This is a genomic window from Priestia abyssalis (assembly GCF_002019595.1).
In the GTDB taxonomy this organism is placed as follows: Bacteria; Bacillota; Bacilli; order Bacillales; family Bacillaceae_H; genus Bacillus_BA; species Bacillus_BA abyssalis.
The window spans coordinates 4,587,603-4,600,628 of record NZ_KV917369.1; the positions used below are offsets into that span (position 1 = coordinate 4,587,603).

15 protein-coding genes are annotated in these 13,026 nt (G+C 42.4%); all 15 read right to left on the reverse strand.

Annotation, left to right across the window (positions count from 1 at the left end; genetic code table 11):
• Positions 1 to 159 precede the first annotated feature (159 nt).
• Positions 160 to 987, reverse strand: a complete 828-nt coding sequence (locus BK575_RS21885) for a TlyA family RNA methyltransferase (RefSeq protein ID WP_078413714.1) — start codon at positions 985 to 987, stop codon at positions 160 to 162.
• A complete protein-coding gene (gene dxs, locus BK575_RS21890; protein WP_078413715.1) occupies positions 984 to 2,885 on the reverse strand; it encodes a 1-deoxy-D-xylulose-5-phosphate synthase in 1,902 nt (633 codons plus the stop codon). The genes BK575_RS21885 and dxs overlap by 4 nt, the downstream gene beginning before the upstream one ends.
• A 244-nt stretch (positions 2,886 to 3,129) precedes the next feature.
• Positions 3,130 to 4,026 carry a polyprenyl synthetase family protein gene (locus tag BK575_RS21895; RefSeq protein ID WP_078413716.1) on the reverse strand — a complete coding sequence of 299 codons (897 nt, stop codon included), beginning with the start codon at positions 4,024 to 4,026 and terminating at the stop codon, positions 3,130 to 3,132.
• Positions 4,026 to 4,259 carry an exodeoxyribonuclease VII small subunit gene (locus tag BK575_RS21900; RefSeq protein WP_028394830.1) on the reverse strand — a complete coding sequence of 78 codons (234 nt, stop codon included), beginning with the start codon at positions 4,257 to 4,259 and terminating at the stop codon, positions 4,026 to 4,028. Before BK575_RS21900 ends, BK575_RS21895 begins: the two co-directional genes overlap by 1 nt.
• A complete protein-coding gene (xseA, locus tag BK575_RS21905) occupies positions 4,252 to 5,607 on the reverse strand; it encodes an exodeoxyribonuclease VII large subunit (RefSeq protein ID WP_078413717.1) in 1,356 nt (451 codons plus the stop codon). Before xseA ends, BK575_RS21900 begins: the two co-directional genes overlap by 8 nt.
• Positions 5,608 to 5,686: 79 nt before the next feature.
• Complete coding sequence (gene nusB, locus BK575_RS21910) at positions 5,687 to 6,076, reverse strand: transcription antitermination factor NusB (RefSeq protein WP_078413718.1); 390 nt, start codon at positions 6,074 to 6,076, stop codon at positions 5,687 to 5,689.
• Positions 6,077 to 6,540: 464 nt separating this feature from the next.
• Positions 6,541 to 6,948, reverse strand: a complete 408-nt coding sequence (locus tag BK575_RS21915; protein WP_078413719.1) for an Asp23/Gls24 family envelope stress response protein — start codon at positions 6,946 to 6,948, stop codon at positions 6,541 to 6,543.
• 59 nt (positions 6,949 to 7,007) lie between these two features.
• Entirely contained in the window at positions 7,008 to 8,360 is a 1,353-nt protein-coding gene (gene accC, locus BK575_RS21920) for an acetyl-CoA carboxylase biotin carboxylase subunit (protein ID WP_078413720.1), read from the reverse strand.
• A gap of 14 nt (positions 8,361 to 8,374) precedes the next feature.
• Complete coding sequence (accB, locus tag BK575_RS21925) at positions 8,375 to 8,896, reverse strand: acetyl-CoA carboxylase biotin carboxyl carrier protein (RefSeq protein ID WP_078413721.1); 522 nt, start codon at positions 8,894 to 8,896, stop codon at positions 8,375 to 8,377.
• A 375-nt stretch (positions 8,897 to 9,271) separates the two neighbouring features.
• Positions 9,272 to 9,898, reverse strand: coding sequence for a SpoIIIAH-like family protein (locus tag BK575_RS21930; protein ID WP_078413722.1), 627 nt, complete (start codon positions 9,896 to 9,898; stop codon positions 9,272 to 9,274).
• A gap of 3 nt (positions 9,899 to 9,901) precedes the next feature.
• Entirely contained in the window at positions 9,902 to 10,567 is a 666-nt protein-coding gene (spoIIIAG, locus tag BK575_RS21935; protein WP_078413723.1) for a stage III sporulation protein AG, read from the reverse strand.
• Positions 10,554 to 11,180, reverse strand: coding sequence for a stage III sporulation protein AF (spoIIIAF, locus tag BK575_RS21940; protein ID WP_078413724.1), 627 nt, complete (start codon positions 11,178 to 11,180; stop codon positions 10,554 to 10,556). Before spoIIIAF ends, spoIIIAG begins: the two co-directional genes overlap by 14 nt.
• Before the next feature lie 13 nt (positions 11,181 to 11,193).
• The gene (gene spoIIIAE, locus BK575_RS21945) at positions 11,194 to 12,369 is read right to left on the reverse strand and encodes a stage III sporulation protein AE (RefSeq protein WP_078413725.1); all 1,176 of its coding nucleotides are present in this window, start codon (positions 12,367 to 12,369) and stop codon (positions 11,194 to 11,196) included.
• 30 nt (positions 12,370 to 12,399) lie between these two features.
• Positions 12,400 to 12,783 (reverse strand): stage III sporulation protein AD, encoded by a 384-nt coding sequence (gene spoIIIAD / locus BK575_RS21950; RefSeq protein ID WP_078413726.1) that lies wholly within the window; start codon positions 12,781 to 12,783, stop codon positions 12,400 to 12,402.
• 21 nt (positions 12,784 to 12,804) lie between these two features.
• Positions 12,805 to 13,011 carry a stage III sporulation protein AC gene (spoIIIAC, locus tag BK575_RS21955; protein WP_028394841.1) on the reverse strand — a complete coding sequence of 69 codons (207 nt, stop codon included), beginning with the start codon at positions 13,009 to 13,011 and terminating at the stop codon, positions 12,805 to 12,807.
• Positions 13,012 to 13,026: the final 15 nt, after the last annotated feature.

Genomic DNA, 13,026 nt, shown 5'->3' on the forward strand with positions numbered 1-13,026 from the left:
GACACCCCCCTAACATGTCTCACCATAAGAAATTTCTAAAGTTTAAGGAGCTCCATGGCAATTCAGTTCATCAAAAATCATGTACCACTAGATAATGGTACCCTTCGAAATGTGTTCTGTGAAGGATTACCTGCTTTTGCATTCATCCGTTCCAAAAGATCATTTCTTCTCTTTCAATGTTTCATGCGCCATTTCAACTACTTCAGCTGCTGACATATCCAACAGATTTTCTCCATGTTCCTTTACTCCTGTCCATCTTAAATGGAGAAGAAACTCAATATTTCCGTCTCCCCCTGTGATAGGAGAAAAAGAAGCATCCATGACATCGTAGCCAGTTTGAAGAGAAAAGTCCATCATATTTTGAAGTACCTGTTGATGAACGAGAGGATCTCGAACAATCCCCTTTTTCCCCACCTGTTCACGCCCTGCTTCAAACTGCGGTTTCACCAACGCTACCACATCGCTGTTTGCCACAAGAAGCTCTTTTAAAACAGGTAAAATGAGCCGCAGCGAAATGAATGAAACATCGATAGAAGCAAAATTAGGCATGCCCTCATGCAAATCTGCTGGAGTCACATAACGGAAATTGGTCCTTTCCATTACAACCACTCTCGGATCTTGACGAAGCTTCCAAGCCAATTGATTGTATCCGACATCTAATGCATACGACATCTTCGCACCATTTTGAAGAGCACAGTCTGTAAAGCCTCCGGTCGAAGCTCCGATATCCAACAAAATTTTATCTTCTACACTCAAATCAAATTCTTTCAGTGCTTTTTCCAACTTAAATCCGCCGCGACTTACATACGGCATAACTGCACCTTTTACCGTCAGAGGAATCTCGCGGTCCACCTTTTCACCCGGTTTATCCAAACGTTCTTCGTTGGAATACACTAAACCAGCCATAACTGCCCGCTTCGCCTTTTCCCTCGTCTCGGCAAGTCCGCGTTCAACTAATAATACATCCACTCGTTCTTTTTTTGTCACCGTACCTCAAGCCCTTTTTGTTTAGATTGCACTAATTGTTCGATTCGTTTTACGACATCGTTTATCGTTAAACCAATCTCCTCAAGCAATTTCCCTACGCTCCCGTGTTCGATAAAGCGGTCCGGTATTCCCATTCGGTCAATTGGTGTCTGATAATAGCGGTGATCCCCGGCAAATTCCAATACCGCGCTGCCAAATCCGCCTTGAAGAACAGCTTCTTCGATAGTTAAAACGGGTTTTCCGGAAGCAAAGATCGCATGAAGCATCTCCTCATCCATAGGCTTAATAAAGCGGGCATTCACCACTTCCACTGAAACGCCTTGCTCCGCAAGCTTACCTGCTGCTTCAAGTGCCATTGGGATGGTCGTTCCAAACGTTAAAATAACGGCATCGCTGCCCTCCCTCAACACTTCCCATGTTCCAATTGGCAGTTGCTTCAAGTCTTTGTCGAGCGGGACGCCTAATCCATTGCCGCGTGCATAGCGCATCGCAATCGGGCCATCATTATATTGAAGAGCTGTATACACCATGTGCTGCCCTTCATTCTCGTCCTTCGGCATCATAAGAACCATATTAGGAATATGGCGCAAAAAGGCAATATCAAACACACCTTGGTGAGTCTCTCCATCTGCTCCCACTAACCCGGAACGATCAATCCCAATAAATACATTTAAATTTTGGCGGCAAATATCGTGGACTACCTGATCATAGGCGCGCTGCAAAAAGGTCGAATAAATCGCTAAAAACGGCTTCATGTTTTGAGTAGCTAACCCTGCAGCCATTGTCGCTGCATGCTGCTCCGCAATCCCCACATCATACATGCGGTCTGGAAGTTCCTGCTGGAATTTCTCGAGCTTAGATCCTACCGGCATTGCAGGCGTAATGGCTACCACCCGTCCATCTTCCTTAGCTACCTTTAAAACCGTATCACTCACAAGTTTACTCCAGCCAATTGGAGCACTTTCTGGTTTAATGAAATCTCCGGATTCGATTTTATATGGGCCGGTTCCGTGCCACGTACCTACTGTATCTGATTCAGCCGGCAAGTAGCCTTTTCCCTTTTTAGTGATAACATGGATAATGACAGGTCCCTTTGTTTTTTTAGCATAATGCAGGTTTTCAAATAAATCATCATAATTGTGGCCATCTACCGGACCTAAATAAGTAAACCCTAAATCTTCAAAGAACATCCCCGTCACAACCATGTACTTTAATCCATCTTTTACTCGCTCAATGGTTGAAGCAAGCTTACCTCCTACTGCCGGCACTTTCTTCAGCAATGTCTCGAGTTCATCTTTTACCCAATGGTACTTTCCAGCTGTACGAAGGCGGCCTAACACACTGTGAAGTGCTCCCACATTCGGAGCGATGGACATTTCATTGTCGTTTAAAATGACAATCATATCCTTTTGCTCATGTCCGATGTGGTTTAATGCTTCCAAAGCCATTCCGCCTGTCAGCGCTCCATCGCCGATAATAGGGATCACGTATTCTTTCGATTTTTTTAAGTCACGAGCCGCCACCATTCCCATTGCAGCTGATAACGACGTAGAGCTGTGCCCTGTTTCCCATACGTCATGTTCGCTTTCCGTTCTTTTCGGGAACCCGCAAAGCCCTTTATATTGGCGAAGGGTAGCAAACTCACAGGCACGGCCTGTCAAAATTTTATGAACATATGACTGATGACCGACATCCCATAGAAATTTATCTTTTGGACTATCGAACACTTTATGTAATGCGATGGTGAGCTCTACAACCCCTAAATTTGGACCAATATGCCCTCCTGTAGCAGACAGCTCATTAATCAGAAATTGGCGAATTTCTTCGCTCAATTGAATTAGCTCCTCTTTTGACATCTTCTTCAAAAACTGAGGGCTTTTAATCGATGTAAGATCCAATTGGATCACTCACTTTCGTACATTATATAGAGTTACCTTAATTCATTGTGACAATTTTTATTCATATATGTCAAAAAACTAACCTTTTGAACAACTTCTCTAAGTGAAAAAATAGCCGCTAACACAAAAGTGATAACGGCGACCGATAAATTGATTCTTTTATAAAACCTATGCACTATTTTTTCACACAATAGTAATCTTATTTTAGCATAGTTCCATATAATACTCAATAAAAAAATAACCTTTAGCTTTCTCTTTCTTCAATGTATGTGCATATCTTTTCCAAGACTTCATGCTGGACATTCGCATCCCACAGACATTGCTTCGCTTGGTCAATGTGAAAACGTAATTTTCTCTTGGCCTCTTCCATGCCAAGCAGAGCCGGGTAGGTGGTTTTTTCATTTTCAGTATCACTGCCCACCGGTTTTCCCAGCTGCTCTTCATTTCCTTCGATATCAAGAATATCATCTCGTATTTGAAAGGCTAAACCTAAATGAACACTGAACTGATGTAAGTGCTCGAGCTGTTCCTTAGAGGCATCTGCTAAAATGGCTCCGGCCCTTACACAGAAAGACAGCAATTTACCGGTTTTATTTTTATGAATGTATTCCAGTTCTTCAAGGGATAGCGCTTTTTGTTCCCCTTCCATATCTGCCGCCTGCCCCCCAACCATTCCTTCAGCTCCAGCAGCCTTTGCCAGCTCCAGTACAAGCTTTAGCTTCGTGCTGTCTGATACGTCGGGATGTGCAGCTTCCGTTAACACCTGAAAGCTGTTTGTAAGTAAGGCATCGCCTGCTAAAATAGCCATTGCTTCTCCAAATACTTTATGATTGGTCGGTTTTCCACGTCTTAAATCGTCATCATCCATACTTGGCAAATCATCATGGATCAGGGAATATGTATGAATCATTTCAACCGCACAGGCCGCAGGAACACCCATCTCTTCTTCTTTTTCAAATGCCCTTAGCGTCGCAAAAATAAGAAGAGGGCGAATACGCTTTCCGCCTGCTGTTAAAGAATAGTTCATGGCTTCTAATAGTGCAGGAGGGGACGACAGTTTAGTAACAATCAAAGGAAGCTCTTTTTCGATTCTCGCCTTCACACCTGCTGTGTAAGCTTGAAATTCTACACCGTTCACCATTATTCTTCCTCCTGCACAACAAACGGTTCTAGCTGTCCATCCTCACGCAGAACATGCTCCATTTGTTTTTCAATTTGCTGTAAACGTTCATGACAGAACTTTGAAATCTCCATTCCTTCTTGAAAGTGCTGAATGGCTTTTTCCAAAGGAACGTCTCCCTCTTCCAGCTTTGTTACGATTTCTTCCAACTTTTCCATTGCTTCTTCAAAAGAATAGTTTTTTTGATCACTCATTACTAAAACGCTCCTCTACTTTTGCAACTTCACATTGTAAGTCTCCGTCTGATAAGCGAACGTGAATCATATCTCCCGTCGAAACTCGCTTTGTACTTTTCACCAATTGATTGTCTGCATCGTAGACAAGGCTGTAGCCTCGTTCCATCGTTTTCAGCGGACTTAGGGTATTCAACTTGGAAGCGGCCGAAACAAATGACATTTGATGTTGCTTTAAAATAGCCTGCATCTCTTTTATTAACGCTTTTGTCAGGAGTTGGTGCTGTTCTGCTGAGCGCTTCGCTTGCTCTCTTGGATGATTGCGAAGCAACAGACGGGCAAGCTGTTCATATTTTTCTTTTTTCCCCTCAATATTTCTTCTACTCTCACGATACAGCCGATCCATCAATTTGTCTAATTCTTGCTCTTTTTGCTCACATAATTTACCTGGATAGCGAAAAGCATATGATTTTTGGGCACGATGGAGCCTTTCCTTCTGAAAAGCCATCATTTCTCTCATGACACGCATCATTCGGATTTTACGCTGCCCGATACGCTCCATCACCTCTGTTAAATGAGGTACTGCCAGTTCGGCCGCCCCTGTTGGCGTAGGCGCACGCAAATCCGCTACGAAGTCCGCAATCGTAAAGTCCGTTTCATGCCCGACTGCTGAAATGATAGGAATGTCAGACTCATAAATCGCCCGAGCAACCGACTCTTCATTAAATGCCCACAATTCTTCAATCGATCCACCGCCGCGGCCAACAATCAGAACATCCAAGTCGCCGAGACGGTTTGCTTGTTCGATAGCCTTGACAATAGATGGAGCCGCGTTCGCCCCCTGTACTAAAGCGGGAATTAAAACGATTTCCCCGATTGGATAACGCCGCCTTAACGTCGTTATAATATCGCGAATTGCTGCTCCCGTTGGTGAGGTAACGACACCGATACGGCTTGGATACGGAGGAAGGGGACGTTTGCGGGCCTCATCGAAAAACCCTAGTTCCTGGAGCTTTTCCTTCAGCTGTTCATAAGCCAAATATAAATTACCAATGCCATCCGGCTGCATTTCTTTTACATACATTTGATAATTTCCACTTGGCTCGTAAACAGAAATCTCGCCTCGCATCATCACTTTCATTCCACTCTCGGGCCGGAATGCTAAACCACGGTTATAACCTGCAAACATAACTGCTTGAATACGGGCATTTTCATCCTTTAAGGTAAAATACATATGTCCTCGGCTATGTAGTTTGAAATTCGATAGCTCTCCCTTGATCCAAATGTCTTGAAGATGCGGGTCGACATCGAATTTTCTCTTTATATACTTCGTTAAAGCCGTAACCGTTAAATACCTGATCTCACTCATTGTCATCCATCTCCCTTAATTCAGAGATCTGCTTTTTGACACTCAAGCCATCCCGTTAACAGCGGGATGTTATCAAACATTACTCGATTGTTTGAAGCACTTTTGATAGTACACCGTTAATAAACCGATTTGCTTGAGAGTCGCTGAATTTCTTCGCCAGCTCAATCGCTTCATTTAGGCTTACGCTTGTCGGGATATCCTCTTCGTATGTCATTTCGTACACAGCCAAACGCAAAATCGCACGGTCTACTGCCGCCACCCTTTCAAGTGTCCATTTCTCTAAATGTTTGCGCAATGTAGCATCTATTTCTTCTACATGTTCCACTGTTCCTAATACAAGCTTTTGTAAAAACGGATCTATTTCCTCTGTTTGAACGACATTTCGGATGGCCTCCAGCGGTTCCGTCTGCCCTAAATCGTATTGAAACAAAGCCTGTAATGCTTTTTCGCGTGCTGTACGTCTTTTCATTCCTTATATTCTCCTTTGTCTATTCTATATATATTCCACTTAATAACTCGACACGTTATCATTTGATCGAGAGATATTCACAATTGGCGTTCCAGACAACTTGAATCCTCCCGGTTCACCTATGCGGATGGCACCAACCCCGCAAAAAGGGGGGCAGCCGCCTAGGTCTAGAAAATTCGGCATGGCCGTTCTTTGGTCATGTCGAATTTTCTAAATCGATCTATATAATCGAAATATCCTATCAAAATAATAGCATAATTTTTTGACCATCGTACACATTCTGTATTTTGAGACTTTTTGCGCCTCTCTTATTTATTTCCTTCTCTTTCTCGAAACAATCACAACAAGTTTCTTTTCTTTCATCGCCAGGAAAAGTACAAGCACCTTGACCAAAGAAGGCCGAATAACGAAAAAAGACTGCCTATATAGGACATAGGCAAGTCTTTTTCACAAACACCGAATGATTAAATAGGTTCGATTGTTTCCCCTTCTTGCTTAGGTGTATCGAATTGAACACCGACAATATGAATATTCACTTCATCAAGCTCTAATGCAGTCATATTTTTTAATGCTTGACGAATATTATCTTGCACCTTTTGGGCAACCGTTGGAATAGAAACACCGAATTTCATAAAGCAATATACATCTACTTTAATGCTGTCTTCCGCTAATTCTACTCTTACGCCTTTACCATGATTCTTTTTACCCAACTTTTCCACTACACCGGCTGCAAAATTGCCGCGCATGGAGGCGACACCATCCACTTCTGAAGCCGCAATACCCGCTATGACTTCAATCACCTCTGGAGCAATCTCCACTCTCCCTAAGGCATTTTGAGTCTGTCCCATTTGCAGTAAATTATTTTCACTCATCTACTACACCTCCTGTATAACATAATACTATATAAATACCCGTATTTTGTCACTTATCACTATGAATTCATCACGTCATATAACTCAAGAAATTTTGTATTGAACTCACCGGCCACAAATTGCTCATGACTTAACAGTTTAAGATGGAACGGAATGGTGGTAGCCACCCCTTCAATTACAAACTCGCTTAATGCCCGCTTCATTCGCGCCACCGCTTCTTCTCGAGTCGGGGCATGTACAATCAGCTTCGCAATCATGGAATCATAGTAAGGAGGGATAGAATATCCCGGATAAGCAGCTGAGTCAACCCGCACACCGTAGCCCCCTGGAGGCAAGTACATATTAATTGTCCCTGGAGATGGCATGAAATTCTTCTCCGGATTTTCAGCATTAATGCGGCATTCAATCGCCCAACCCGAGAATTGCACATCCTCTTGTGCATACGCCAGTTTTTCACCACTCGCCACTTTAATTTGCTCTTTAATTAAATCGATGCCTGTGACCATTTCTGTGACAGGATGCTCTACTTGAATACGTGTGTTCATCTCCATAAAATAAAACTTCTTTTCACGATAATCATAGATGAACTCAACCGTTCCGGCACCCGTGTACTGAACAGCTTGAGCGGCTTTGACCGCCGCCTCTCCCATTTGCTCGCGTACCGACTCATCCAGTGCCGGTGAAGGCGTTTCTTCCACCAGCTTTTGCAGACGGCGCTGAATGGAACAATCGCGTTCCCCTAAATGAATGGTGTTTCCAAAACTATCAGCTAACACCTGAATTTCAACATGACGGAAATCCTCAATATATTTTTCGATGTATACACCCGGATTTCCAAACGCCGTCGCCGCTTCTTGCTGGGTAATTTGAATGCCTTTTACAAGCTCGGTTTCATTTTTGGCTACGCGAATTCCTTTTCCGCCGCCTCCGGCCGTTGCTTTAATAATGACCGGATAACCCATTTCATCAGCAAGCGCTGTAGCTTGTTCGACCGTTTCAATGATTCCCTTTGAACCCGGCACGATCGGTACACCCGCTTCTCGCATCGTTTCTCTCGCTACATCTTTCGTTCCCATTTTTGTGATGGCTTCAGGGCTCGGACCAACAAATGTAATGTTGCATTCACGGCAAAGCTCGGCAAAATCGGCATTCTCCGCTAAAAAGCCGTATCCCGGGTGAATGGCATCACATCCAGTCGTTGTTGCCACACTCATGATATTCGTAAAATTTAAATAACTGTCCTTTGATGAGGTAGGCCCGATGCAATACGCTTCATCTGCCAGCTGCACATGAAGGGAATCCCGGTCGGCTTCTGAGTGTACGGCTACAGACTCAACACCCAGCTCTTTACAAGCACGAATAATTCGTACCGCAATTTCTCCTCTATTTGCAATCAATAGTTTTTTTATCATCACAAGAGCGCTCCTTATTCAGCTTTTACTAAAAATAAAGGTTGTCCATATTCAACAAGCTGACCGTTTTGGACAAGCACTTCCACAATTTCCCCGTTTACTTCTGCTTCAATTTCATTAAATAATTTCATCGCTTCTACGATACATACAACCGAATCTTTTTTCACTTTATCGCCAGTTGCTACATAAGCGGCCGTATCTGGTGAAGGCGAAGCATAGAACGTTCCAACCATTGGAGAAGTGATTTTATGTAAAGACTCGTCTGCTTCGGCTTTTGCTTCTTGTTGCACTTGCTGCTCAGCAGCCGGCGTCTGTACTGCCGCAGCTGGAGGCTGTGCCGCTGCAACTGCCGGCGCCGGCTGGGGAACAGCTTGTACTACTTGTTCTACCGCTGGAACTGTCACAACTTGGCTTGTTGTAATGGCTCCTTTTTTCTTCATTTTCACCTTTGTTCCATCTTGCTCAAACACGAATTCTTCAATGGATGATTTATTAATTAGATTGATGATTTCACGAATTTCCTGGATTTTCAACACATCTAACACTCCCTATCAAAAATTAATCATGCTTATTATTCATGATACGATATATTTTCTTGCCAATTCAATATAATTATCAGCGCTAAATGGAAATTTCTGATAATTTAAGACTAGGTAATATAAGGAGAAATTATATCCTTATAATATATGTATTTTATCATAAAGACTTCATAATGTTTAGTAGTGATTTTCTAATGAAAGGCCCCGTTACAAATCCTGATTCTACTGGATTTGTAACGGGGCCTTTCATTAGGATGATTGAAAAGAGCTGTTTTTTCCCTTTTCAATCATCCTTATCGTTAAAAGCATATCCTTAAAATACTTATTTTATACGTGCGGGATCATGTCTCGCCAATATGTGCGGCGCGTCGGTTATTGAGCGGGCTCAAATTCAACAGCCACATATTTCGAACCTAATTCTCCTCTTACAAGCTGGATAATTTCATTCGCTTGTGTACGAGAATGTTCTTCTTTTGATTTAATGGTGATGCGGACTTCCCCTCCATCAGCTCTTACAAGGGCATCTTCATACCCTTTCGATTTAATCAAGGTCTCAATGACCGCTTCTTTAGCTGCTACATCAGCAAGCTCCTGCATTTTATCCATCGCTTCACTTTTTTCTTGTGCCGTTACATCAGCTGATGCCACAATGTCTTGCAGCCCTTCACGCAGCTTATTGCGCTCATCTTCAATTTCTAAACGCAAAGCTGTAAATAATTCATCGCTTTCCACACTGGAAATGATCGCTGAATCTTTCTCCGCTTGAGCTGATTCGTCTTCTGTCGCTTTTGCTTCAGCACCTTTTACATCCTCTTTTTGTTCTGTCGGCCGCTCAGCAGGCTGCTTTTCTCCTTCCGCCCCTTTTTCTTTATTCTGATCCTCTTCCACCAAAGCCATATTTTCTTGCGGCGCTTCCGGTGACGTAATATAGTAAACGGATAAGACAACGACTAAACTCAACATCGTTAATAACCAGACCGTTTGTTTTTTCAATAACATTCTTTATTCCCCCTTAGACTTTTTTGGCATGACAGCGACTCTATGACTCGGAACATCCAGCGCTCTTGTCACAGCTTCAATGATCCACTTTTTCACTTGAATGTTCTCCGCTCCTTTTGCCACTATCAGCACACCTCTAATTTCCGGTTTTTTTGTTTTAACGACGACAGGCTGTTCCTGGTCGCCGTTTCGTATAATTACCAGTTTGTCATCGGTTGAAGCATCTTCTACGTTTCTCGTGCCGCCTTCGCGATCCGTTTCCTTAGTGGATTGTTTTTGCATCACTCTGTCTTTCTCGTACACTTGCGACTCGGTAGCATCGAGATTGACGATGACTTCTACATCCCCTACCCCGGCGATGCTTTCAAGTGCTGCTTTCAATTGAGTTTCGTAGCGTTCCTCATAGCTGACCATCGATTTAGAATGCTCTGATTCTTTTTGTCCGAATACAGGAGCATCTTTCTCTTCAGCCGGCGGTATACTGGAAGAGACTTTTTCCGTCAGCGGAGTGATCGATGTTTGAGGATTGCTTACAAGCATAAAGGCAGCTCCTGCTCCCAACAGTACAATCACATAAAAAAACTTTGAGTTTTTCTTCTCAGATGATGGTGACTTAGATGGTAAAAATAAGCGGCGGATTGATGAAAAAAAACCTTCATCCTTGCTCATCCTTTTTTACTCCCTCCTCCAACGTCACAGCAATTTTGCTTTCATGAATGCCCCATTTATTGGCAAGAAATGATGTGATTTGGTGCTCGTTTTTATTTTCATGTTCATTTTGGATGGGCTTGGAGGTATCAATGGAAACAACTTTAATAGCAGACACGGCCTCTTCTCCTTTTGGTTCAAGCGCTACATAGATGGATGTAATGTTTTCATAAGTGCTATTTTCATTAGAAGATTCCAGTTCAATCTTGATATCTTCAATTGCTACACCATACTGTTCCATCAACTCCTCTTTTACCTCTGTCTCCATTTGGACAGCCATTTGTTCTAAAATATATGCATGTTGTGAAGCTTGTATTTCTTTTTTCTTCGATTCCATTAAATTTTCTATATTTTTTTGTTCCGATAAGGAAGATAGATTCATAGAAGCGAGCAATTTATCGACATTGATATGCAAAACCTGAAAAACAGGTGTAATGATGATCAGCATGAGCAGCAAGCCAATTACCATTTTGGCATACTTTTGCAAACTCGAATTAGGAAGGAGCATATCAATAATGGTAGCAAGTAAAATAAATAAAATAATGTTGGCGATCCATTGTGTGAGCGCGGCCAATTTTCTCCCTCCTTTATCGAACCATCATCGTCACATTGCTGGCCGTAATGATGACAGTTAAACATAAGAAGAACATTAAAGAAACAACGGCAAGCGCTGCAAAGATATAAACGATATTTTTACTGATAATGCTTAAGCAGCTGATAACCGGTCCGCCGCCTATCGGTTGCAGCAGGGCGGCCGCGAGCTTGTAGATAATGGCCAAAGACAGTACTTTTAAAGCCGGAAAAGCAACAATGAGCAAGAGAACTGCTACACCCGCCATTCCAATCGTGTTTTTCAGCAATAAGGATGCTCCCATTACCGTATCTGTCGCATCTGTAAACATCCGCCCAACCACCGGGATAAAATTTCCCGTAATGAATTTAGCTGTTCGAATGGTAATTCCATCGGCTACGGCTGAAGTTGCACCTTGAACGGAAATAACACCAAGAAAGATAGTCAAGACCGTTCCGAGCAAGCCAATACTGATATTTCGGAGCAATTGGGCAAGCTGGGTGACTTTATATTGATCTGAAAGCGTACTGACAATGCTTAATAACGCGGATAAAAATAAGAAAGGCATCACAATATATTGAATGAGCAGCCCGCTCGTATTCATGAGGAAAATGATAATCGGATGAAAGAAAGCGGCGGATATAATACCTCCTGATGAGGCCATTAAAGCGAGCAATAATGGAATGAGCGCCATAATGAACTGTACCATCGTTTGGATGGCTTCTGTCGTGTAAGAAATGGCTACATGAAAGCTGTTTAAAGCAATAATGATCAATACCATGTAAACAAGAGCATATGCAACTTTACTGACTGCTTTTTGGTCAAATGCATTTTGCAAGTTTTGTAAAAAGACGCTAAAAATCGTCAATATCAACAAGGTGCCAAGAAGCTTTCCGTTCGCAATGATTTCATGTAAAAAGAATTTAAGAAACCCTGCCAACCACTCTTTAATCGAAAAATCCTTTTCCCCTTTCAAAAACTCATATAGGCTGCCTTTTTGACTTTCCGGCAAAAAACCCCCGTAATTCTTTAAGATGTCATCCCAAAACGATTTAATTTCCTCCATTCCCAACTTATCAATTTGCTCATTGACGATCTCTTGCTGTGTGGGAGATGCTTGTACAGTTTGGGGGATAAAAAAAAAGAAAAGCAGAAAAAGAGTTAAATAGTGCTTTTTATTAAACGACCTCATATATTTATTCACCCCGTCACAGACCGTCTGCTAGTTTGGCAACATCGAAAGGATTGTTTCAATAATGACCGTTAATATTGGAATAGCCATAGACAAAATCAGGATTTTCCCCCCAAGTTCAATTTTAGAAGCGATGGCTCCTTGACCCGCATCCTTTGTAATTTGGGCGCCAAATTCGGCAATATAGGCAATTCCGATAATTTTTAAAATGGTCTCGACGTATACCATGTTTACTTGCGCATTAATCGAAAGCTTTTCAACCATGCGAATGATCTCCGCAATTTGGTCGACTAAAAATAAAAAGATGACGCATCCAACAAACACGACAAGCAAAAAAGCGTAAGACGATTTTTGCTCTTTCAGAATCAGCGCCAAAAATGTAGCCACTAGGCCCAATCCGACAATTTGAATCATTTCAATGGTGCATCACCCCCTTTATCCTTGAAATAAAAAGACGGCTTTAATCTTTTTAAATAAATCTTCTACAATTGAAGCGACCATGAATAAAATATAGATAAATCCGATTAGCGTCACCCAGTTCGCATAATCTTTCTTTCCCATTTGTTCTAATACGGTTACGAGAAAAGCAACCACAATGCCGATGCCCGCAATTTGAAAGATTGTATTCATATCCACACCCATCTATTTTTCCTCCCA